Origin of the sequence: Bradyrhizobium tropiciagri (assembly GCF_018130545.1) — a bacterium.
GTDB lineage: Bacteria > Pseudomonadota > Alphaproteobacteria > Rhizobiales > Xanthobacteraceae > Bradyrhizobium > Bradyrhizobium tropiciagri_A.
Genome location: NZ_JAFCKF010000002.1, coordinates 75477 through 96443, shown reverse-complemented (window position 1 = coordinate 96443; position 20967 = coordinate 75477). Strand labels below are relative to the sequence as shown.

Annotated in this window: 22 protein-coding genes; 12 read left to right on the top strand and 10 right to left on the bottom strand. The window is 64.5% G+C overall.

All coding sequences use genetic code 11. The annotated features are described in order from the left end of the window. Positions 1-61: 61 nt before the first annotated feature. Positions 62-463, bottom strand: coding sequence for a winged helix-turn-helix transcriptional regulator (locus JQ616_RS06990; protein ID WP_212013290.1), 402 nt, complete (start codon positions 461-463; stop codon positions 62-64). 99 nt (positions 464-562) lie between these two features. On the opposite strand from JQ616_RS06990, the gene JQ616_RS06985 reads away from it, so the two are divergent. Further along, on the top strand, positions 563-1171 hold the full coding sequence (locus JQ616_RS06985) for an FMN-dependent NADH-azoreductase (protein ID WP_212013289.1): 609 nt from the start codon (positions 563-565) through the stop codon (positions 1169-1171). A gap of 57 nt (positions 1172-1228) precedes the next feature. Here JQ616_RS06985 and JQ616_RS06980 read toward each other — a convergent pair whose 3' ends face one another. Next, entirely contained in the window at positions 1229-1399 is a 171-nt protein-coding gene (locus tag JQ616_RS06980; protein ID WP_212013288.1) for a hypothetical protein, read from the bottom strand. Between the two features lie 160 nt (positions 1400-1559). After that, positions 1560-2333, bottom strand: coding sequence for an SDR family NAD(P)-dependent oxidoreductase (locus JQ616_RS06975; protein WP_212013287.1), 774 nt, complete (start codon positions 2331-2333; stop codon positions 1560-1562). 106 nt (positions 2334-2439) lie between these two features. Between JQ616_RS06975 and JQ616_RS06970 the strand changes: the two genes are divergently transcribed. After that, positions 2440-2916 carry a winged helix-turn-helix transcriptional regulator gene (locus JQ616_RS06970; RefSeq protein WP_212013286.1) on the top strand — a complete coding sequence of 159 codons (477 nt, stop codon included), beginning with the start codon at positions 2440-2442 and terminating at the stop codon, positions 2914-2916. Positions 2917-3171: 255 nt separating this feature from the next. Here JQ616_RS06970 and JQ616_RS06965 read toward each other — a convergent pair whose 3' ends face one another. Next, positions 3172-3411, bottom strand: a complete 240-nt coding sequence (locus JQ616_RS06965) for a hypothetical protein (RefSeq protein ID WP_212014847.1) — start codon at positions 3409-3411, stop codon at positions 3172-3174. A gap of 229 nt (positions 3412-3640) precedes the next feature. On the opposite strand from JQ616_RS06965, the gene topA reads away from it, so the two are divergent. Genes topA through JQ616_RS06945 form a run of 4 tightly spaced genes read left to right on the top strand, consistent with a single transcriptional unit; the run spans position 3641 to position 10000 of the window. After that, complete coding sequence (topA, locus tag JQ616_RS06960; protein ID WP_212013285.1) at positions 3641-6415, top strand: type I DNA topoisomerase; 2775 nt, start codon at positions 3641-3643, stop codon at positions 6413-6415. Further along, a complete protein-coding gene (rnr, locus tag JQ616_RS06955) occupies positions 6416-8788 on the top strand; it encodes a ribonuclease R (RefSeq protein ID WP_212013284.1) in 2373 nt (790 codons plus the stop codon). It begins immediately after the preceding gene. Beyond that, positions 8779-9216 carry a DUF983 domain-containing protein gene (locus tag JQ616_RS06950; protein WP_212013283.1) on the top strand — a complete coding sequence of 146 codons (438 nt, stop codon included), beginning with the start codon at positions 8779-8781 and terminating at the stop codon, positions 9214-9216. Before rnr ends, JQ616_RS06950 begins: the two co-directional genes overlap by 10 nt. Before the next feature lie 34 nt (positions 9217-9250). Then, the gene (locus JQ616_RS06945) at positions 9251-10000 is read left to right on the top strand and encodes an NUDIX hydrolase (protein WP_212013282.1); all 750 of its coding nucleotides are present in this window, start codon (positions 9251-9253) and stop codon (positions 9998-10000) included. A gap of 28 nt (positions 10001-10028) precedes the next feature. Here the strand turns inward: JQ616_RS06945 and JQ616_RS06940 are convergent, their stop codons facing one another. Continuing rightward, positions 10029-10544, bottom strand: coding sequence for a GDSL-type esterase/lipase family protein (locus JQ616_RS06940; RefSeq protein ID WP_249136558.1), 516 nt, complete (start codon positions 10542-10544; stop codon positions 10029-10031). A 147-nt stretch (positions 10545-10691) separates the two neighbouring features. Between JQ616_RS06940 and JQ616_RS06935 the strand changes: the two genes are divergently transcribed. Both JQ616_RS06935 and rpmG read left to right on the top strand, forming a co-directional pair. Continuing rightward, positions 10692-12017 carry an LLM class flavin-dependent oxidoreductase gene (locus tag JQ616_RS06935; RefSeq protein WP_212013281.1) on the top strand — a complete coding sequence of 442 codons (1326 nt, stop codon included), beginning with the start codon at positions 10692-10694 and terminating at the stop codon, positions 12015-12017. Between the two features lie 128 nt (positions 12018-12145). After that, positions 12146-12313, top strand: coding sequence for a 50S ribosomal protein L33 (gene rpmG / locus JQ616_RS06930; RefSeq protein ID WP_018271988.1), 168 nt, complete (start codon positions 12146-12148; stop codon positions 12311-12313). 78 nt (positions 12314-12391) lie between these two features. Here the strand turns inward: rpmG and JQ616_RS06925 are convergent, their stop codons facing one another. Continuing rightward, complete coding sequence (locus tag JQ616_RS06925) at positions 12392-13624, bottom strand: MFS transporter (protein WP_212013280.1); 1233 nt, start codon at positions 13622-13624, stop codon at positions 12392-12394. A gap of 133 nt (positions 13625-13757) precedes the next feature. On the opposite strand from JQ616_RS06925, the gene JQ616_RS06920 reads away from it, so the two are divergent. Next, positions 13758-14360 carry a TetR/AcrR family transcriptional regulator gene (locus tag JQ616_RS06920; protein ID WP_212013278.1) on the top strand — a complete coding sequence of 201 codons (603 nt, stop codon included), beginning with the start codon at positions 13758-13760 and terminating at the stop codon, positions 14358-14360. 132 nt (positions 14361-14492) lie between these two features. Next, the gene (locus JQ616_RS06915; protein ID WP_249136557.1) at positions 14493-15698 is read left to right on the top strand and encodes a serine hydrolase domain-containing protein; all 1206 of its coding nucleotides are present in this window, start codon (positions 14493-14495) and stop codon (positions 15696-15698) included. Positions 15699-15713: 15 nt separating this feature from the next. Here JQ616_RS06915 and JQ616_RS06910 read toward each other — a convergent pair whose 3' ends face one another. Both JQ616_RS06910 and JQ616_RS06905 read right to left on the bottom strand, forming a co-directional pair. Then, a complete protein-coding gene (locus tag JQ616_RS06910; protein ID WP_212013276.1) occupies positions 15714-17087 on the bottom strand; it encodes a PleD family two-component system response regulator in 1374 nt (457 codons plus the stop codon). A gap of 15 nt (positions 17088-17102) precedes the next feature. Beyond that, entirely contained in the window at positions 17103-17468 is a 366-nt protein-coding gene (locus tag JQ616_RS06905; RefSeq protein WP_016845968.1) for a response regulator, read from the bottom strand. A 228-nt stretch (positions 17469-17696) separates the two neighbouring features. Between JQ616_RS06905 and JQ616_RS06900 the strand changes: the two genes are divergently transcribed. After that, positions 17697-17996, top strand: coding sequence for a DUF3572 domain-containing protein (locus JQ616_RS06900; RefSeq protein WP_076858046.1), 300 nt, complete (start codon positions 17697-17699; stop codon positions 17994-17996). After that, positions 17975-19285, top strand: coding sequence for a DNA polymerase IV (locus JQ616_RS06895; protein ID WP_212013275.1), 1311 nt, complete (start codon positions 17975-17977; stop codon positions 19283-19285). The genes JQ616_RS06900 and JQ616_RS06895 overlap by 22 nt, the downstream gene beginning before the upstream one ends. Before the next feature lie 102 nt (positions 19286-19387). On the opposite strand, the gene JQ616_RS06890 is transcribed toward JQ616_RS06895, so the two are convergent. Both JQ616_RS06890 and JQ616_RS06885 read right to left on the bottom strand, forming a co-directional pair. Further along, the gene (locus JQ616_RS06890) at positions 19388-19789 is read right to left on the bottom strand and encodes a RidA family protein (protein ID WP_212013274.1); all 402 of its coding nucleotides are present in this window, start codon (positions 19787-19789) and stop codon (positions 19388-19390) included. Positions 19790-20045: 256 nt separating this feature from the next. Beyond that, on the bottom strand, positions 20046-20909 hold the full coding sequence (locus JQ616_RS06885; protein ID WP_212013273.1) for a cell envelope integrity EipB family protein: 864 nt from the start codon (positions 20907-20909) through the stop codon (positions 20046-20048). Between the last annotated feature and the right edge of the window lie 58 nt (positions 20910-20967).

Here is a 20967-nt window from a genome sequence, read left to right as displayed (position 1 = left end):
ACGTCTGCTATGCAGACTCCTCAGGCTGACGGTCCAACAATGCGCTGATGACGGATAACCATCACTCCGCATTCCGCGTATCAAAATCCTGTCGCGCGCCCTCGATCTCCGGAAGATGGGTGAACGCCCACTGGCCGAGCGCCTTCACCGGCTCCGCCAGCCCGCGGCCGAGGTCGGTCAGCTCGTAGTCGACCCGCGGCGGAATGGTCGGAAACACCGTGCGCGTCACCAGCCCGTCGCGTTCCAGGCCGCGCAACGTGAGCGTCAGCATCCGCTGCGAGATACCGTTGATCATGCGCTTCAATTCATTGAAGCGCTTCGGTCCGTCGATCAGCATCATGATCACGAACACGCTCCATTTGTCGCCGACCCGCGACAACACGGAGGCGACCGCGCGGCAATCGCTGTGGTCGGGACTGGGCCGCGGCGACGGGCCGGTTACATCAATGTTCTCGGGTCTCATCGGTGTGCTCGGGTTTCAAAAATGTGCGTTCTTGCGAAGATTTAGGGCGGTCACTCATATAGCGCCAGTTACAAACCTATACCAAAGGTGACCTCTGCCATGAAGCTTCTGCACATCGATTCCTCGGTCCTCGGCCCCCACTCCGTCAGCCGCCAGGTCTCCGCCGCCGCCGTCGAGCGGCTGCGCCAGGCCAATCCCGGCCTCGTCGTGAGCTATCGCGACCTCACCCAGACCCCGCTCGCCCACCTCTCCGGCCTGCACCTTGCCGCCGGCCAGGGCGCGGCCCCGGACCCGTCGGTGCGCGACGACGTCGCCGCCGGCCAGGCAGTGCTGGACGAGTTCCTTGCCGCCGACATCGTCGTGATCGGCGCTCCCATGTACAATTTCACCGTTCCCTCCCAGCTCAAGGCCTGGATCGATCGCATCATGGTCGCAGGCAAGACCTTCAAATACGGCGCTGGCGGCGTCGAGGGACTGGCCGGCAACAAGCGCGTCATCATCGCCATCTCGCGCGGCGGCTATTACGGCGCCGATACGCCGATGGCCGCGCTCGAACATCTCGAGACCTATCTGCGCGGCGTGTTCGGCTTCATCGGCGTCAGGAACGTTGAGTTCATCCCGGCCGATGGCGTCCAGGTCGGTCCCGAGCATCGCGAAAAGGCGGTTGCAGGCGCGCTGCAGGCCGCCGGCAGCCTGAACGCGGCCTGATGTGATCGAGCACCTGCCGCCGCCCCTGGCGGCGGCAGGCCATTCAGTTGATGGAACTCAGAACCAGACGCCTTGAACGCCGCAGATCACGGCGACGAGCGAAATCAACAAACCGATGCCGGAGAACAGCGCGACGGTCACAAGCTGTGCCGAGTCTGAATTGTCTGCACTCTGGGACGCGGACGAAACAGGGATCGACGTCGAAATGCGGGCTGCTGCTTTCGGCATGAAGGAACTCCAAAATGATTCCGTGGTGAAAAAAATTCCCCGCCCATTCAGGAGTCCGGGCAGTACGACAAAGGTTCAATACGCACGATGATAGTCGCAGACGAAAACGGCCGGTGTGATCGGTTTCACACCGGCAGCTTCTTACAATGAGAAACAAACTTTATCCGCGATAGATCGGCGCGCCGGCAGGCGATGCAGTTGCGCCGCCATCGATGAACAGCTCCTGCCCCTGCACATGGGCAGCATCGTCGGACGCCAGGAACAGCACCGTCTTCGAGATATGATCAGGCTCGCCGATGCGGCCGAGCGGCGTGGTCTTGCCGATCCGAGCCTCGAAGACCTTCTCGGCCTCAGGCGTTGCGATCGCAGCACCCCAGATCGGCGTACGCACGGCGCCCGGCGCCACCACGTTGACGCGGATGTTACGCGGCGACAGCTCTGATGCCATCACGCGTGCCATCGCACGCACGCCGGCCTTGCTCGCCGCATAGGCCGAGTAGCCGGGATTGCCGAGCACCGAAATCACCGAGCCGTTGAGGATGATCGATGCGCCGTCGTTGAGATAGGGCGCGACCGCCTGCACGGTGAAGAACACGCCGGTGAGATTGGTGCGGATCACATTTTCGAACGCAGCGAGCGTGGTGCCGCCAACCGGCGTCTGACCGGGAATGCCGGCATTGGCGAACAGCACGTCGTATTTGCCGAACTTCTCGGCGCCTTGCTTCACCGCGGCTTCCAACGCAGCGATGTCGGTGGCATCGGCCACCACGGCGAGCGCGTTCGGTCCAAGCTCCTTGGCCGCCGCCGCAAGCGTCTCCTTGTTGCGTCCGGTGATGACGACCTTGGCGCCCTCCGCCACGAACAGCTTTGCCGTCGCAAGACCGATGCCGCTGTTGCCGCCCGTGATCAACGCCGTCTTGTTTGCCAATCTCATGTCCGCCTCCAATTGGTTGCATTATTAAACTTCGTTGCCTAGCTAGGGCATTCGGTTTAATATTGCAACCACACAAGGCCGTGATGAGCCCAATTCCCGGAGACACGTGGTGAAGAGAACCAGCCTTGCAGGCGACAGCTGCCCGGTGGCGCGCGCGCTCGATGTGTTCGGCGACTGGTGGTCGCTCCTGATCATCCGCGACGCCAGCCTCGGCCGCCGCCGCTTCGGCGAATTCCAGGCGAGCCTCGGGCTGGCGAAGAACATCCTCACGACGCGGCTGCGCACGCTGGTCGAACGCGGCATCCTCAAGACGGTCCCCGCCTCCGACGGCAGCGCCTATCAGGAATATGTGCTGACGCCGAAAGGCCACGGCATCTTCCCGATCCTGGTTGCGCTCCGACAATGGACCGAGGAGTTCGACGAGCATCCGGACGAGATCGCGACCATCATGGTCGACCGCGCCAAGGGCAAACCGGTGAAGAAGCTCGCGCTGCTGTCGCAGGACGGACGCGTGCTGAGCGCGACGGACACGACACTGAAACTGCGGCCTGCAAAGCGCGCGCGGCGCCTCGCGACTGCGTAGGACGGGCGGAGCGCAGCATCATCCGCTGCTTTCGCGGGTGATGACACCGGTCGTGTGGCAGTGGAATCGAGAACCATCCCCATCGTCGTCCTGGCGAAAGCCAGGACCCATTGCCCCAAGCCTCAATTGGGGCGCGCCGCTGGGGCCACCATCCCATTCATCACCGGATGCGGTGGTTATGGGTCCTGGCTTTCGCCAGGACGACCAACGGAGATAGCCGCGCCCCAACGCCGGCCCTGTCATCCCGCAGTGCCCTCACGACAGCTTCCGCCGGCTACGGAGCCGCAGCTGCTCGTCGGCTTCCAGGGTGGCCATCGCGAGCAGATGGTCGAGAACCTCAAATTTGTGGCGCTGGGCGAGTTTGGCGAGTTCGGTCGCGGCGGCCGCGATCAGGATCAGGGCGTCATCCGGGCCGCCCGCCCCGCCGGTCTCGTCACGCGCCGGTCGCCCCCGCCCGGACGCCTTGCGGTTCCCGCCGCCCCCTGTCCTGCTCAAAAGGCCTAATCCGATTCCCACCCCATATATAAAGAGATACGCCCTTTCCGGACGCAACTCTAGGACGCATTTTTCAACCCTTGGGATAGAAATTCCACAGTTTGGACTCTCCCTTCAATATCTGGCGATTTGACACCGACCGCCCCAGCACCCATGTTCGCCCCGACACGGCGGGTCGCGAGTCTAGCGGAAACCGCCTTCAAGTTTTCCCGTAAGCTATTGGAATGACATGAATATCGTCATTGTGGAGTCGCCGGCCAAGGCCAAGACGATCAACAAATATCTGGGCTCCTCCTACGAGGTCCTGGCGTCGTTCGGCCATGTTCGCGACCTCCCGGCCAAGAATGGTTCCGTCGATCCGGATGCCAATTTCCAGATGATCTGGGAGGTCGATGCCAAGGCCGCGAGCCGGCTCAACGACATCGCCAAGGCGCTGAAGGGCGCCGACCGCCTGATCCTCGCAACCGACCCCGATCGCGAGGGCGAGGCGATCTCCTGGCACGTGCTGGAGGTGATGAAGGAGAAGCGCGCGCTGAAGGACCAGAAGGTCGAGCGCGTGGTGTTCAACGCCATCACCAAGCAGGCCGTCTCCGAGGCCATGAAGGCGCCACGCCAGATCGACGGCGCGCTGGTCGACGCCTATATGGCGCGCCGCGCGCTGGATTATCTGGTCGGCTTCACGCTCTCCCCCGTGCTGTGGCGCAAGCTGCCCGGCGCCCGCTCGGCGGGCCGTGTGCAGTCGGTCGCGCTGCGGCTGGTCTGCGACCGCGAGCTCGAGATCGAGAAGTTCGTTCCGAGGGAGTACTGGTCGCTGGTCGCGACGCTGCTGACGCCGCGCGGCGAAGCCTTCGAGGCCCGGCTGGTCGGCGCCGACGGCAAGAAGATCGCGCGGCTCGACATCGGCTCCGGCGCGGAAGCCGAGGACCTCAAGAAGGCGATCGAGGCCGCGCTGTTCAAGGTCGCGACCGTCGAGGCCAAGCCGGCGCGTCGCAATCCGCAGGCGCCCTTCACCACCTCGACGCTGCAGCAGGAAGCCAGCCGCAAGCTCGGCTTCGCGCCGGCGCACACCATGCGCATCGCGCAGCGGCTGTATGAAGGCATCGACATCGGCGGCGAGACCACCGGTCTGATCACCTATATGCGAACCGACGGCGTGCAGATCGCCCCCGAGGCAATCACCCAGGCGCGCAAGGTGATCGGCGAGGATTACGGCAACGCCTACGTGCCGGACGCGCCGCGCCAGTACCAGGCCAAGGCCAAGAACGCGCAGGAAGCCCACGAAGCGATCCGCCCGACCGATTTGTCGCGCCGCCCGGCCACGATCGGCCGCCGGCTCGATGCCGATCAGGCACGGCTCTATGAACTGATCTGGAAGCGCACCATTGCGAGCCAGATGGAGTCGGCCGAGCTCGAGCGCACCACCGTCGACATCGAGGCCAAGGCCGGCGCCCGCGTGCTGGAGCTGCGCGCCTCCGGCCAGGTCATCAAGTTCGACGGCTTCCTCGCGCTCTACCAGGAAAGCCGCGACGATGAGGAGGACGAGGATTCGCGCCGCCTGCCCGCGATGAGCCAGGGCGAGGCCGTGAAGCGCCAGAGCCTCGCCGTCACCCAGCATTTCACCGAGCCGCCGCCGCGCTTCTCGGAAGCCTCGCTGGTGAAGCGGATGGAAGAGCTCGGCATCGGCCGTCCCTCGACCTACGCCTCGATCCTGCAGGTCTTGAAGGACCGCGGCTACGTCAAGCTGGAGAAGAAGCGGCTGCACGGCGAGGACAAGGGCCGCGTCGTGGTCGCGTTCCTGGAGAACTTCTTCTCGCGCTATGTCGAATACGACTTCACGGCCGATCTCGAGGAGCAGCTCGACCGCGTCTCCAACAACGAGATCGCCTGGCAGCAGGTGCTGAAGGATTTCTGGACCGGCTTCATCGGCGCGGTCAACGACATCAAGGATCTGCGCGTCGCCGAGGTGCTCGATGCGCTCGACGAGATGCTCGGCCCGCACATCTATCCGCCGCGCGCGGATGGCGGCGACGTCAGACAATGCCCGACCTGTGGCACCGGCAAGCTCAATCTGAAGGCCGGCAAGTTCGGCGCGTTCGTCGGCTGCTCGAACTATCCGGAATGCCGTTACACCCGCCCGCTCGCGGCCGACAGCGCCGAGAGCGCCGATCGCGTGCTCGGCACCGATCCCGACACCGGGTTCGACGTCACCGTGAAGGCCGGCCGGTTCGGCCCCTACATCCAGCTCGGCGAGCAGAAGGATTACGCCGAAGGCGAGAAGCCGAAGCGCGCGGGGATTCCGAAGGGCACCTCGCCTGGCGATGTGGACCTCGAACTGGCGCTGAAGCTGTTGTCGCTGCCGCGCGAGATCGGCAAGCATCCGGAGACGGGAGAGCCGATCGTGGCCGGCCTCGGCCGGTTCGGGCCGTTCGTGAAGCACGAGAAGACCTATGCCAGCCTCGAGGCCGGCGACGAGGTCTTCGACATCGGCCTGAACCGCGCGGTCACGCTGATTGCGGAGAAGATCGCGAAGGGCCCGAGCGGCCGCCGCTTCGGCGCCGATCCGGGCAAGCCGCTCGGCGATCACCCGACGCTCGGCGCGGTCGCGCTCAAGAACGGCCGCTACGGCGCCTATGTCGCGGCCGGCGGCGTCAACGCGACGATCCCGAGCGACCGCACACCCGACGAGGTCACGCTCGCGGAAGCGATCGCGCTGATCGACGAGCGCGCAGCCAAGGGCGGCGGCAAGAAGGCCAAGAAGGCGGCAAAGCCTGCCAAGGCAACCAAGGCCAAATCGGACAAGACCGAGTCGGACAAGGCTGACGGCGACGCCGAGGCCAAGCCCGCCAAGAAGGCTGCGTCGAAGAAGGCCGCGGCGAAACCGAAAGCGGATGCGACCAGCAAGGCGCGCGCGCCGGTCGCTTCCGGTGCCAAGACGTCGCCTTCAAAATCATCGGCACCCGCGAAAGCGCCCGCGAAGAAGAGCGCCGGCAAGGCACGAGGATAAGTGAAACGAAAACCCGACCATGGCTTTCCGGGCCGGGACGCCATCGTCGCCTTCATCCGCGCCAATCCAGGTAAGGTCGGCACCCGCGAGATCGCACGCGAGTTCGGCCTGAAGAACGCCGACCGCATCGAGCTGAAGCGGATCCTCCGCGAGCTCGCCGACGATGGCACGGTCGCCAAGCGCGGCCGCAAGATCCACGAGCCGGCGGCACTACCGCCGACCGTGCTCGCCGACATCACTGGCCGTGACGGCGACGGCGAGTTGATCGCCACCCCCGCCGAGTGGGATACCGAAGAGAACGGCACCGCTCCGAAAATCCGTATCGAGACGCCGCGGCGGCCGAAGCCCGGCACCACGGCCGGCGTCGGCGATCGCGCGCTGCTGCGGGTCGAAGTGACCGACGAGCAAGACGGTACGCCCTATCGCGGCCGCGTCATCAAGGTGATCGATCACGGCCGCACCCGTATCCTCGGCATCTTCCGCCGCAATCCGGATGGCGGCGGGCGCCTGATCCCGGTCGACAAGAAGCAAGCCGGCCGCGAGCTCAACATCGCCAAGCCAGATACCGGCGGCGCCGAGGACGGCGACCTGATCAGCGTCGACCTGATCCGTACCCGCAGCTTTGGGCTCGCCTCCGCCCGCGTCAAGGAGCGGTTGGGCTCGATCGCGAGCGAAAAGGCGATCAGCCTGATCGCGATCAACACCCACGACATCCCGCAGGTGTTTTCGTCTTCTGCGCTGCGCGAGGCCGAAGAGGCAAAACCCGCGACGTTGCAGGGTCGCGACGACTGGCGCGACGTGCCGCTCGTGACCATCGATCCGCCCGATGCAAAGGACCACGACGACGCCGTGCATGCGGAAGTCGACACCGATCCGAACAACAAGGGCGGCTTCATCGTCCATGTCGCGATCGCCGACGTCGCCTATTACGTGCGGCCCGGCTCGGCGCTCGATCGCGACGCGCTCCAACGTGGCAACTCGGTCTATTTCCCCGATCGTGTGGTGCCGATGCTGCCCGAGCGGATCTCCAACAATCTCTGCTCGCTGGTGCCGGGCGAGCCGCGCGGCGCGCTCGCGGTTCGGATGGTGATCGGCGCCGACGGCCGCAAACGCTCGCACACGTTCCATCGCGTGCTGATGCGCTCGGCCGCGAAGCTCGCTTACGCACAAGCGCAGGCGGCGATCGATGGCAGGCCGGACGACACGACAGGCCCCTTGCTCGATCCGATCCTGAAGCCGCTGTGGGCCGCCTATGAGCTGGTCAAGCTCGCACGCAACGAGCGCGATCCGCTTGATCTCGATCTGCCCGAGCGCAAGATCCTGCTGAAACCCGACGGCACGGTCGACCGCGTGATCGTGCCGCAACGGCTCGATGCGCACCGGCTGATCGAGGAATTCATGATCCTCGCCAACGTCGCCGCGGCCGAGATGCTGGAGAAGAAGGCGCTGCCGCTGATCTACCGCGTGCACGACGAGCCGAGCCAGGAGAAGGTGCACAACCTCCAGGAATTCCTGAAGACGCTCGATTTGCCCTTCACCAAGCAGGGCGCGCTGCGTCCCGCGCAATTCAACCGCGTGCTGGCGCAGGTCGCCGGCGAGGACTACGAGCCGCTGGTCAACGAGGTGGTGCTGCGTTCGCAGGCGCAGGCCGAATACTCCGCCGAGAACTACGGCCATTTCGGCTTGAACCTGCGCCGCTATGCGCATTTCACCTCGCCGATCCGCCGCTATGCCGATCTGATCGTGCATCGCGCGCTGATCCGCGCGCTCGGCCTCGGCGAAGGCGCCTTGCCGACCGATGAGAGCGTGGAGACGCTGGCCGAAATCGCCGCGCAGATTTCCGTCACCGAGCGCCGCGCGATGAAGGCGGAGCGCGAGACCACCGACCGGCTGATCGCGCATTTCCTCGCCGACAAGGTCGGCGCTTCGTTCCAGGGCCGCATCTCCGGCGTGACGCGGGCCGGCTTGTTCGTGAAGCTCGACGACACCGGCGCCGACGGCCTGATCCCGATCCGCACCATCGGCAGCGAATATTTCAACTACGACGAGACCCGCCATGCGCTGATCGGCACCCGCAGCGGCACGATGTATCGGCTCGGCGACGTCGTCGACGTGCGGCTGGTCGAGGCCGCACCGGTGGCGGGCGCACTGCGGTTTGAGCTATTGTCCGACGGCCAGGCCATTCCGCGCGACAGAAAACGCGACGGCAAAAGAGCCGAGCGCCGCGCCGTGGGATTTGGCAAGGGAAACAGCAAGGGCCCGAAGGGATCGGGCAAGAAGGCGCACAAAGAGCGCAAGGCACGCAACAAGAAGGACCGCAAGCCGGTGAAGCCGAAGTCCGGCAAATCGAAGCGTGGCAAATCATGGACGTGACACCGCCGACGGTGGTCTGGACTCGCGATGCGGCCGAGCCCGAAAAGCGCGACGTGTGGAGCGCGATGAAACGCGGGTTCCGCGGCCGTTGTCCGCGCTGCGGAAATGGCAAACTGTTCCGCAAGTTTCTGAAATGCGACGGCCATTGCCCAGTCTGCGATCTCGATTTCACGCCGCATCGCGCCGACGATCTGCCCGCTTATCTCGTCATCGTCATCGTCGGCCATATCGTGGTACCGACCGCGCTATGGATCGAGACCAATTATTCGCCGCCGGTGTGGCTGCAACTTGCGATCTATCTGCCCCTCACGCTGTTTGCATCGCTGGCACTGTTGCAGCCGGTGAAGGGAGCCGTGATCGGCTTGCAATGGGCCCTGCGCATGCATGGCTTTGACGAGAATCCCCCTAGCGACATCCCGCCGGTCTAGCTAAACCGGACGATAAGAAGAAATGAGGGATGAAATGACTGAAGCTGCCGCACCTGCCGCCGTCGTCCACCAGGGCGAGAAAGAAGCCGATCATCACGCCTATTTCCGGCCGAAGGATGCGGCGACGCTGATCCTGATCGATCGTTCCGGCGCCAAACCAAAAGTGCTGGTCGGCAAGCGCCACGACAAGGTCGTGTTCATGCCGGGCAAATTCGTCTTCCCCGGCGGCCGTGTTGACAAGGCCGACAACCGCGTGCCGGTCGCCGCCTCGATCACACCGGAGCTCGAAGCCAATCTGCTCAAGGGCAGCCCGAAGATCACACCCGGCCGCGCGCGCGCGCTCGCCAATGCGGCGATCCGCGAAGCCTGCGAGGAAACGGGACTCTGCCTCGGCCGCAAGGTGGAGAAGGCAGCAAAGCTCGACGGCCCCTGGGCGCCGTTCGCCGATGCAGGTCTCCTGCCCGATCCGTCCGGCCTTTTCCTGATCGCGCGCGCGATCACTCCGCCCGGCCGCGTTCGCCGCTTCGACACCCGCTTCTTCACCGCAGATGCCTCGACCATCGCGCATCGTGTCGAAGGCGTGGTGCATGCCGATGCCGAGCTGGTCGAACTGGTCTGGGTCGAGATCGGCTCCGAGCCGCTCGCGGATGCGCATGCCATGACCAAGAACGTGCTCGCCGAGCTCGACCGCCGTCTCGCCACCGGCCCGCTCCGCCACGACGCGCCGGTGCCATTCTTCCACTTCTACGGCGGCAAGATGCAGAAGGACGTGCTGGGCGCGTGAACGCCACAACACAAGGGCACTGTCCAGGTCAGCGCACCGCGCTCATCACCACGGGCAGCATGTGCGCTGCGACCACCTTGTGTCCCTCCACTGTGAAGTGAATGTGGTCCGGCTGCAGATAATTGCGCAGGACCGCATTCCACCACATCGGGATCACGCGGATGTGCCGGCTGCGTAGCCGCGCTTCGATCGCCGCCAGGTCGGCATTCTGGTCTCCCTGCCCGCGTCGCCTCGCATTCCAGCCACCTCCGAAGCGGTCGAGGAGCACGATCTTGGTCCCTTCGGGGACAGCGGAATCGAGCCGCGCCAGCATGCCCGCGTTGGTGTCACCCGAGATCCCTGCATTGGTCACGTGAACATTGCGGCCCTTCGCGGCGAGCATCGCCTCGAGCTGAGCCGGCCAGGCGTCCGAACTGCTGACGCCCCTGCCCGCGACGTTGCTGGCACCGATCGCGACGATTTGCGCCCGCGCGGGGTTGCCGAGACAGAGCAGCATCGCGACCAGGAAGCCCGCGATCCGCAACGGCCTTGTCGGATAAACCATGCCCCCTCCAAGATGACAAAAGGCGCCGGATTGAAAATATCCTCCGCTCGTCACCTAGATTGCAAGATTCTTCTTAAGTCCCCTCATGGCGTTGCCGTCCGGCCTCCCTATCTGTTCCGCTAACGACATCAAGAACGGAACGGGGCAATGGCGAAGCGTCAACTCAAGCTCGGCGCGTTCATGCGGCCGATCAGCATCCACACCGGCGCCTGGCGCTATCCCGGGGCGTGGCCCGACGCCAATTTCAACTTCGACCACATCAAGACGCTGATCCGCAAGCTCGAGGCCGGCAAGTTTGACGCCTTCTTCATGGCCGACCATCTGGCCGTGCTGAACATGCCGATCAATGCGCTGAAGCGCAGCCACACCGTGACCTCGTTCGAGCCGTTCACGCTGCTGTCGGCGCTCGCGGCCGTCACCGAGCGGATCGGCCTGATCGCGACCGGCTCGACCACCTTCGACGAGCCCTATCATGTCGCCCGCCGCTTCGCCTCGCTCGACCATATCTCCGGCGGCCGGGCCGGCTGGAATATCGTCACCACGTCCAACCCGGACGCGGCGCTGAATTTCGGCCTCGACGATCACATGGAGCACGCCGAGCGCTACAAGCGCGCCCGCGAGTTCTACGACGTGGTCACCGGGCTCTGGGATTCATTCGCCGACGATGCCTTCGTGCGCGATGTCGAGTCCGGGCTGTTCGTCGATCCCGACAAGATGCATACGCTCAATCACAAGGGAAAATATCTGTCTGTCCGCGGCCCGCTGAACATCGCCCGCCCCGTGCAGGGCTGGCCGGTGATCGTGCAGGCCGGCGCCTCCGATGACGGCAGGCAGCTGGCGGCCGAGACCGCGGAAGCCGTCTTCACCGGCGGCGGCAGCCTGGCCGACGGACAGAAGCTCTATGCCGACATCAAGGGCCGCATGGAGAAGATCGGCCGCGATCCCGAGCATCTGAAGATCCTGCCCGGCGCCTTTGTGGTGGTCGGCGACAGCGTCGAGGAAGCCAAGGAGAAGCGCGCGCTGCTCGACAGCCGCGTGCATTACGACAGCGCGATCGCCTCGCTGTCGGTGATCCTCGGCACCGATGCGTCGGGCTTCGATCCCGATGGGCAATTGCCGCCGATCCCGGAAACCAATGCCAGCAAGAGCGGCCGGCAGCGCCTCGTCGACGTCGCCGCGCGCGACAAGCTCACCGTGCGCCAGCTCGCGCAGCGCGTCGGCGGCTATGGCGGGCTCGCCTTCGTCGGCACGCCACAGACCATCGCCGACCAGATGGAGGAATGGCTGGTGAGCCGCGGCAGCGACGGCTTCAACATCATGTTCCCGTATCTGCCGCAGGGCCTGTTCGAGTTCGTCGACCGGGTGGTGCCGGAACTGCAGAAGCGTGGAATCTTCCGGACCGAGTACGAAGGGCGGACCCTGCGCGAGAATCTGGGCCTGCCGCGGCCCAAAAATCAGTTCTTCGAGGGGTAATCGGGCCCGAATCGGCATGATTTCAGCCCGGAAATCCTTGACTTCTCACGGTTTGTGGCTAGTTTCCGGGCCAAACGCGGGCCGATTTGGCCGGCTCCCGATACCCCTTCATTTTCGAGGATTTGCACATGGCCAAAGCGGTCACCATCAAGGTTAAGCTCGTGTCGACCGCCGACACCGGCTTCTATTACGTCGCCAAGAAGAATTCGCGCACCATGACCGACAAGCTGGTCAAGAAGAAATACGATCCGGTCGCGCGCAAGCACGTCGAATTCAAGGAAGCCAAGATCAAGTAAGATCGCCTGCTTCTGACGTTTCAAACGGGGCCCTCGCGGCCCCGTTTTGCGTTTCACGAATGTCTTTGATCGACGCGGTCAGACCGCCTTGAGCAGCGGCGGCTGCGCCGGCCGGATCAGCGCGAAGGCGACCTGGATGATGCCGCCGGCAAGACCGAGCGCGACGCCGATGCGCCAAGCCATCGTGTAGGAGCCGAGCGAATCGTAGATCAGCCCGCCTCCGTAAGCGCCGAGGAAGCTACCGATCTGGTGGCTCATAAAGGCAAGTCCCTGGATCATCGCCTGCCAGCGCAAGCCGAACATCTCAGCCACCGCGCCCGCGACCAGCGGACCGACGCCCATCCAGAGGAAGCCCATGATGGCACCGAACAGCAGCGTCGAGGAAGGCGTCGCCGGCAGCATGAAGTACCAGGCAAGCGCCAGCGAACGCAGGATGTAGATGCCGCCGAGCAGCGCCAGCTTGTTCCAGCGCTGGCCGGCCCAGCCGAAGAACAGCGAGCCCAGCACGTTGAAGCCGCCGATCATGCCGAGCGTCTGCGCGCTCAGCATCGGATCGAGCCCGCAGATCGCCAGATACGACGGCAGATGCGTGGTGAGGAAGACGAGTTGCATGCCGCAGACCATGTAGGCGCAGGTCATCACCACGAAGGACGCGTTGCCGAACGCAGTCTTCGCCGCGGTCGCAGCCGTGGCATTGCCGATATCATCGCCTGCAGGCTTCGGCAGCGGGATCTTGTCGACGCGGCCGGCGAACAGCGCGGCCGGGATCATGAAGACGGAGAGGATCACAAAACCGGCGAGCCCGACGCGCCAGCCGAAACCTTCATTGAGTATCTGGCCAAGCGGCGCCGACAGCAGCGCGCCGAGCGAGCCCGCCGCGGAGACCATACCGAGCACGGTCGAGCGCACCGTCTCCGGCACCGCGCGGGCCGCGACTGACATGGCGATCGCATTCGCGGTGCAGGCAAGCGAGATGCCGATCAGCACGCCGGCACCGATCATGATGCTGACCAGCCCATGCGCCGTCGTCATCAGCACGAGGCCGGCGATATAAGCCAGCGCGCCGACCACCATGATCGGGCGGAAGCCGTAACGCACCGTCATCGCACCCGCCAGCGGCTGCAGGAAGCCCCAGGCGAGGTTCTGCACGGCGAGCGCCAGCGTGAAATGCGACACCGAAATCCCGATGTCGTGCGTGAGCGGCTGCATGAAGATGCCGAGACTCTGCCGCAGCCCCATGCTCAGCGTGAGCATGATGGAAGCACCGATCAGAATGGGAAGCGTGGGACGCAGGACCTGCAACAGGGGCATTGTTCTTGTTCTCCCATACCGGCGCGGCACGATAGCCATGGCCTGCGATTCACGCATGTTTTGGTTACACAGACCTGTGTAATTAGTCTATAGAGAGGTGCTGCTGTCAAGCGAAGAGGATCACGGCCGGCGCATGGCTTCCCCGCCTCCCAAACAGACCATGAAAGAGCGGATCCTCGAGACCGCCGACAAACTGTTCTATCTGCAGGGTATTCGCGCCATCGGCGTCGACACCATCGCGGCCGAGATCGGCATCAGCAAGCGCACGCTCTACAATCATTTCCCGTCGAAGGACGCGCTCATCGAAGCCTATCTGCAACGCCGCTTCGTGCAGTCCCGCCCTTCCGACAAGCCGCCGGCCGAGCAGATTCTCGCAACCTTCGATTCGCTGGAGCGGCGCTTTGCGGCGAAGGATTTTCGCGGCTGCCCGTTCGTCAACGCGGTCGCCGAGCTCGGTCCTGATGACGAAGACCGCACGTTCCGAAATATCGCGATCGCCTTCAAGGAAAGCCGCCGGGTCTGGTTTCGCGATCTGCTGCTGCAACTCGGCGTCGTCGATGCCGAGGGACTTGCGACCCAGCTCACACTGCTGGTCGACGGTTCGATCGCGCAGGACCTGGTACGCGACGATCCGGCCATGGCGCGCGCGGCCAAGGAGGCTGCCAGGGTGCTGCTGGCGAATGCCGGCGTGAAGGTTGGCGCCTCCGCGCCCGCGGACAAGAAACGACCTGGATAAATCCCGGTTGCGTACACAGATCCGGTTTGGTTGTTAGCGTCGACGGCACGCGACGGCATCCCAATTGGATATTCCGTCCGGCGAGATAGAGAGCGACCGCGCGACAGCCTGCGGCACAACAGGGGAACGACCATGGAAGATCTGAAGGTGACGGCCACCGGCTACGACTTTGCGCCGGCGCGCGCCGCCATGCAGCGCTATATCGACAACGATCTCTTGTCCGGCATCTCCTGGACGGTTCTGGTCGGGCGCGACATCGCCGACACGGGCTGCGTCGGATGGGCCGACAAGGAAGCGCAAACGCCGCTGCGGACCGACCACATCTTCCGGGTGTTCTCCAACACCAAGCTGATCACGTCGTGCGCGGCGCTGCTGTTGTTCGAGGACGGCCGCTTCCGGCTCGACGATCCGATCGAGACCTACATCCCGCAACTCGGAAACCGGAAAGTGCTGCGGCCGGGCGCGACCTCGATCGAGGACACCGAGCCGGCGCGGAGCTCGATCACGATCCGCCAATTGCTGAGCCACAGCGCCGGCCTGAGCTACGGCTTCTTCGATCCCGGCACCGTCATCTTCAAGGCGCTGAACGAGCGCGGCGTCCACAATCCCAATACGACCTTGGCTCAGATGGTGGATGTGCTGGCCGACCTGCCGCTGATCTATCAGCCCGGTACGTCGTGGGAATACTCGCTCGCGATCGACGTGATCGCACGGCTCGTGGAGGTCGTCAGCGGACAGAGCTTCGACAAGTTCATCAAGGCACGCATCCTTGATCCGCTCGGCATGGTCGATACCGGCTTCGTCGTTCCCGAACAGGATCAGGGCCGCCTCGTCGCGTATTACGCCGGTGCGGATCTCATGGAGCCGATGAAGCCGGGCCTCACCCGCACCGACAATGCGCCCTTCCCCGGCGCCTATCTGCGCCCGGTCGCGAGGCTCAATGGAGGCGGTGGCCTGGTCTCAACGCTGCCCGACATGGTCGCACTGATCCGCAGCCTGCTGCCGGGAGGACCGACGCTGCTCAAGCCGGACACGATCGCTGCGATGATGTCCAACCAATTGCCCGACGGACAATGGATCCGCTTCGCGATGATGGGCGAACAGCCCGGCAAGGCGCATGGGCTTGCCGGCGGCCTGATCCTCACCCCCTCGCCGATCGATCATCCCGACGCGGCCGGTGAATTCTACTGGGGCGGCGTCGCAGGCACGCAATGGTGGATTTCGCCGAAGACGGGCACCGCCGGCGTGATGATGGCGCAGCGCCAGATGGCGTTCGTCCATCCGTTCTCTTTCGAGTTCAAGCGGCTGGCCTATGACGCGGTGAAGCGCGGAAGATAGTGCAGCGAGACTTGATTACGCCGCAGCCGAGACCACGCGGTTGCGGCCATCGTGCTTGGCGCGATAGAGCGCGGTGTCGGCGCGCTTGAGCACGTCGGCGACCTGTTCGCCCTTGCGCTCCAGCGTGGTGAGCCCGATCGAGATCGTGACGGTGATCCGCTTGCCGCCCTTGTCGACGGCAAACGGCTCGCCGGCGATCGAGCGGCGCAAGCGCTCGGCGACCATGCCGGCGACATGCAGATCGGTCTCGGGCATCACGATCACGAACTCCTCGCCGCCATAGCGGCAGGCGAGGTCGATGCCGCGGATCGACTTGCGGATGCGGACGGCGAATTCGCGCAACACATCGTCGCCGGCATCATGGCCGTAGGTGTCGTTGATCGCCTTGAAGTAATCGATGTCGAGGATCATCAGCGCCAGCGGCTTGCCGCGGACCGAGGCCTGCTCCGCGAGCGTCGCGAGATGGCTCTCCATGTAGCGCCGGTTATTGAGGCCGGTCAGCGCATCCGTGATCGCCATCTCGATCGAGTTCTGCACATTGTCGCGCAGATGATCGGTGTAGCGGCGGCGGCGGATCTGGGTGCGCGCTCGCGCCAGCAGCTCGTTCTTGTCGACCGGGCGCAGCAGATAGTCGTTGACGCCGATCTCGAGCCCGCGCATCAGCCGCGCGTTATTGTCGGCATCGGAAATGGCAAGGATCGGCACCTGGCGCGTCCGCTCCAGCGAGCGGGCCTGGCTGCACAGCCGCAGACCGTCGAAATTGTCGAGACTGAGCGACACGATCAGCAGGTCGTAATTGCCCTCGGCGGCGTGGAACAGCGCTTCCGACGGATTGGTCTCGACGTCGACGGTGTGCTCGGCGGAGAGGATCGGCGCCAGCTTCTCGTAGGATGACGGACGGTCGTCGACCAGCAGGATGCGGCCGCCGGTGCCCTTGTCGGCGATCGCGCTGCGCTCGGGCGCCTGCATGCCGATCTCGAGCGAGGTGATGGCGCGCATCCGCAGCTCGTCGGTCATCATCTTCAGCCGCGTCAGCGAGCGCACGCGCGCGATCAGCACGACGTCGGACACCGGCTTGGTCAGGAAGTCATCGGCGCCGGACTCCAGCCCGCGCACGCGATCGGCCGGACTGTCGAGCGCGGTGACGATGACGACCGGAATGAAATGGGTCGCCGGATTCGATTTCAAACGGCGGCAGACCTCGAAGCCGTCCATGTCCGGCATCATGACGTCGAGCAGGATGATGTCGCATTCCGCGCGTGAACAGATTTCGAGTGCCTCGGTCCCGTTGGAAGCGGTCAGCACATCGAAATATTCGGCCGACAGACGTGCTTCCAGCAGCTTGACGTTCGCCGGAACATCATCGACGACGAGGATACGCGCGGACATTGCACCACAACTCCCCTATCCGATAAAGCGTCGGACAGTCTCAATAAATTTGCCGACCGAGATCGGCTTGGACAAATAGGCTTCGCAGCCGCCCTCGCGGATGCGTTCTTCGTCGCCCTTCATGGCGAAGGCGGTGACCGCGACCACCGGAATCGTGCGCAGATCGGGATCGTCCTTGATCCAGCGCGTGACCTCGAGGCCGGAAACCTGGGGCAGCTGAATATCCATCAGGATGAGGTCGGGGCGCAGCTTGCGGACAAGATCGAGCGCTTCGAAACCATTGCTGGTGCCCGAAGTCTGATAGCCATGCGCTTCCAACAGATCGCGAAAGAGCTTCATATTGAGCTCATTGTCCTCCACGATCAGGACGGTTTTGGCCATCCCGTCCCTCCCAAACCCAGGAGACGGGCCCGGCTGCGGCACCTCACGCACCGCGCTCGGGACGCGTCGAAAATGTGAATTCAAACTAGCGCCAGAATCGCTCTAACCCGTTAACCCGATATCCAACTTCCGCAGCGTGGTTTCCGTTGCTTGAACACACGCGGAAGACTCGGGCATGATGGGCCTCTCAATAGAGACCATAAGTTAACGGAAAGGCAAACCGGCGCGTTGAAAAAGCCTGTTCACAACCCGCGGGAAGTCGCTGAAATCGTTGCGATTCAGGCGCTCGGCTTCATTGCCGGCGATCCCGAACGGCTGGGCCTGTTCCTGGCCGAAACCGGAATCGGTCCAGAGACCCTGCGGAACGCGGCGTCCAATCCTCAATTTCTTGCGAGCGTGCTCGATTTCGTGATGCGTGACGATGCCACCGTGAAGGCATTCGCCGCCGCCTCCGAACTGCACCCGACGAACATCGCAGCCGCCCACCAGGCGCTGGGTGACCCGAGATGGGAGCGCGACGTGCCGTGACGACGGCAGCGCCAGCTCCCGACGGCCCCCTCAGTTTCTGCCGAGATTGCCTCGGCGATCTCGACATCAAGGTAAAGCGATGCAGCCATTGCGGCTCGCCGCGGCTGGTGCGGCATCGCACCCTGCCCGCGCTGGCGCTCGCACATATCGACTGCGATGCGTTCTATGCCACCGTCGAGAAGCGCGACAATCCCGAGATCGCCGACCGCCCGGTCATCATCGGCGGCGGCAAGCGCGGCGTGGTATCCGCCGCCTGCTACATCGCCCGTACCTACGGCGTCCGCTCGGCGATGCCGATGTTCAAGGCGCTGGAACTCTGCCCTGACGCGACCGTGATCCCGCCGGACATGGCGAAATATGTCCGGGTCGGGCGCGAGGTCCGCCAGGCGATGCAGGCGCTGACGCCGCTGGTCGAGCCGCTGTCGATCGACGAGGCCTTCCTCGATCTCTCCGGCACCCAGCGCGTCCACGGCATGATCCCGGCCAAGGTGCTCGCCAAATTCGCCCGCAATGTCGAGCGCGACATCGGCATCACGGTGTCGGTCGGGCTGTCCTGCAACAAGTTCCTCGCCAAGATCGCCTCCGACCTCGACAAGCCCCGGGGCTTTGCGGCGCTCGACCAGGACGAGGCGCGCGAGATGCTGGCGAGCAAGCCGGTCGGCTTCATCTACGGCGTCGGCCCCGCGACGCAAGAGAAGCTCGTGCAGCGCGGCTTCCGCATCATCGCCGATTTGCAGCGCGCCGACGAGAACGAGCTGATGAAGCAGTTCGCCAGCGAAGGCCGCAGGCTGTGGCGGCTGGCGCGTGGCATCGACGACCGCAGCGTGGTGCCCGACCGCGGCGCCAAGACCATTTCGAGCGAGACCACCTTCGAGACCGACATCCGCGACTTCGCGACGCTGGAAAAACTGCTCTGGAAGTTGTCGGAGAAAACCTCGGCGCGGCTGAAGAGCAGCGACCTCTCCGGCTGCACCATCACGCTGAAGCTGAAGACCGCGGATTTCCGCCAGCGCACCCGCTCGCAATCGATCCAGACGCCGACCCAATTGGCGGCAAAGATTTTTGCGGTGACGCGCGAGATGCTGGCCAAGGAGATCGACGGCACCGCCTTCCGCCTGATGGGCGCTGGCGTCAGCGCGTTGCGCCCGGGCTCGCAAGCCAACGATTCCGACATGCTCGACCGCCGCTCGGCCCACGCCGAACGCGCGATGGACAATCTGCGCAAGAAGTTCGGCAATGCGGCCGTGATCCGCGGCATTGCCTATGAGGGGCCAGGCAAGCCGGAGTAGTCCCGCTAGCGTCATGGCCGGGCTTGCCCCGGCCATCCATCTCCAATGAAAATTCTCAAGCGCGATGGATGCGCGGGTCAAGCCCGCGCATGACGACTGGTATCAATCCGCGACCGCAACCGCCTCGATCTCGATCAGCCATTCCGGCGCCGCGAGCGCGGTGACGCCGACGAGCGTGGAGGCCGGCGGCTCCATGCCCTCGAAGAATGCCGAGCGCGCCTTGCCGATGATCGGGCGAAGCTCCGGCTTGTAGCCGACCACGAAGGTCGTGATCTTGACGATGTTGGAATAGCTCGCACCGGCGGCTTTCAGCGCCATGCCGAGGTTCTGCATCACCTGCGTCGTCTGCGCGGCGAGATCGCCGGCGCCGACCACCCGGCCCTCTTCGTCCGTGGACACCTGTCCCGAAATGTAGATCGTGCGCGCGCCCGAGGCGACCACGACGTGGGAGTAAGCCGGATTGTGATGCAGGCCGCTGGGACGAAGGTGGTCTGATTTGCTCATGAGATGCCTCCCTGACACGCGTGTTTTGGGAAGCGTACTCGTGTCTGGTGGTTCCGGCCAGAGCGGTCTCGCGGGATGCGGAGGCTTGCTCCGCTGTCGTCCCTGCGAAAGCAGGGACCCATAACCACCGAAGGTGATTATCGCGCGACGCTGGGGCCGCCCCCCCCATTTAACAACTCGACCCTGTGGCTATGGGTCCCGGGTCGCGCTTCGCTTGCCCGGGACGACGGCTGTGTATGTCGAGAAGATCAGCCCCTCACTTGCAGGGCTTGGAGTCCCTGACGTCGAACTTGTCCAGCGCGCCCGAGATCACGAAATCGTTGTAATCAAGCACCAGCGCGCGGGAGACGCCGTTCTCGTAGAGCTCGAACGCCATCGAGTAGACCGGCGTCTGCTCGCCGTCCTTGGCGCGCGCGTCGCTGTCGTAATAGCTCACCGTCACCGGCCAGCGCGTCATGGTCTTCATCGCATCGCTCGCCGTCGACGGATCGGGCGATGACGGCGCGCGGTCGCCGGCGATCGGCCGGCCGATCACGGTCAGCGTGTTGTAGATCTTCTCGCCATTGTCGGAGCCGTCATAGACGGTCTGCTCGAGCACCGACTTACCATCGCGGGCAGCGGCGATGATGTGCTGGATCTGCTCGGTCGGGAACACGATCTTGCCGTCGATATTGAACGTCTTCTTCACCGGCTGGGTCAGCTTCACGGTGATATGATCGCCAACGCGCTCGGCGACGCCGTCGACCGGCGCCGAGTCACTGTCGTTCATCCGGGTGTCGATCTTGAAGCGGTAGCTCTTGCCCGACGCGTCCTCCCAGGACGAGGAACGCAGATCGGATAGCGTCACCTTGCCCTCGCCGCTGTCCAGCTCGGAGACCTGGCGGAATTCGGAAGTGTAGCCTTCGCAGGAATTGCCGGAGAAATTGTACAGGATGCGCCCGCGCGCATCGCTGACCGAATTGGAGCCACGCGATTTCACCAGACTGAGATCGTACAGCGCCTGGTGCGCGAGAAACGGCCCGCCTGCCGCAGCGGCGGACCCTTGAACCAGACCGGATCCTGCGGCAACGGCGATCGTGAGCACCAGGGCACGCAACGGAGTCCGAAACGGCAGGGTCATGTTCTTTCCTCGGGGAGGCAGGGATTCGCCACAATAGTGACGGTCGTATTGCGCCGCA

Excerpts from the sequence above, each read along its gene's own strand:
- JQ616_RS06950 (WP_212013283.1), top strand. The coding sequence starts at position 8,779 with ATGGACGTGACACCGCCGACGGTGGTCTGGACTCGCGATGCGGCCGAG.
- JQ616_RS06975 (WP_212013287.1), bottom strand. The coding sequence starts at position 2,333 with ATGAGATTGGCAAACAAGACGGCGTTGATCACGGGCGGCAACAGCGGC.
- JQ616_RS06945 (WP_212013282.1), top strand. The coding sequence starts at position 9,251 with ATGACTGAAGCTGCCGCACCTGCCGCCGTCGTCCACCAGGGCGAGAAA.
- JQ616_RS06990 (WP_212013290.1), bottom strand. The coding sequence starts at position 463 with ATGAGACCCGAGAACATTGATGTAACCGGCCCGTCGCCGCGGCCCAGT.
- JQ616_RS06925 (WP_212013280.1), bottom strand. The coding sequence starts at position 13,624 with ATGCCCCTGTTGCAGGTCCTGCGTCCCACGCTTCCCATTCTGATCGGT.
- JQ616_RS06895 (WP_212013275.1), top strand. The coding sequence starts at position 17,975 with ATGGGAGCGCGACGTGCCGTGACGACGGCAGCGCCAGCTCCCGACGGC.
- rpmG (WP_018271988.1), top strand. The coding sequence starts at position 12,146 with ATGGCCAAAGCGGTCACCATCAAGGTTAAGCTCGTGTCGACCGCCGAC.
- JQ616_RS06940 (WP_249136558.1), bottom strand. The coding sequence starts at position 10,544 with ATGGTTTATCCGACAAGGCCGTTGCGGATCGCGGGCTTCCTGGTCGCG.
- JQ616_RS06985 (WP_212013289.1), top strand. The coding sequence starts at position 563 with ATGAAGCTTCTGCACATCGATTCCTCGGTCCTCGGCCCCCACTCCGTC.
- JQ616_RS06935 (WP_212013281.1), top strand. The coding sequence starts at position 10,692 with ATGGCGAAGCGTCAACTCAAGCTCGGCGCGTTCATGCGGCCGATCAGC.
- JQ616_RS06905 (WP_016845968.1), bottom strand. The coding sequence starts at position 17,468 with ATGGCCAAAACCGTCCTGATCGTGGAGGACAATGAGCTCAATATGAAG.
- JQ616_RS06885 (WP_212013273.1), bottom strand. The coding sequence starts at position 20,909 with ATGACCCTGCCGTTTCGGACTCCGTTGCGTGCCCTGGTGCTCACGATC.
- JQ616_RS06920 (WP_212013278.1), top strand. The coding sequence starts at position 13,758 with ATGGCTTCCCCGCCTCCCAAACAGACCATGAAAGAGCGGATCCTCGAG.
- JQ616_RS06910 (WP_212013276.1), bottom strand. The coding sequence starts at position 17,087 with ATGTCCGCGCGTATCCTCGTCGTCGATGATGTTCCGGCGAACGTCAAG.
- JQ616_RS06980 (WP_212013288.1), bottom strand. The coding sequence starts at position 1,399 with ATGCCGAAAGCAGCAGCCCGCATTTCGACGTCGATCCCTGTTTCGTCC.
- JQ616_RS06915 (WP_249136557.1), top strand. The coding sequence starts at position 14,493 with ATGGAAGATCTGAAGGTGACGGCCACCGGCTACGACTTTGCGCCGGCG.
- JQ616_RS06890 (WP_212013274.1), bottom strand. The coding sequence starts at position 19,789 with ATGAGCAAATCAGACCACCTTCGTCCCAGCGGCCTGCATCACAATCCG.
- topA (WP_212013285.1), top strand. The coding sequence starts at position 3,641 with ATGAATATCGTCATTGTGGAGTCGCCGGCCAAGGCCAAGACGATCAAC.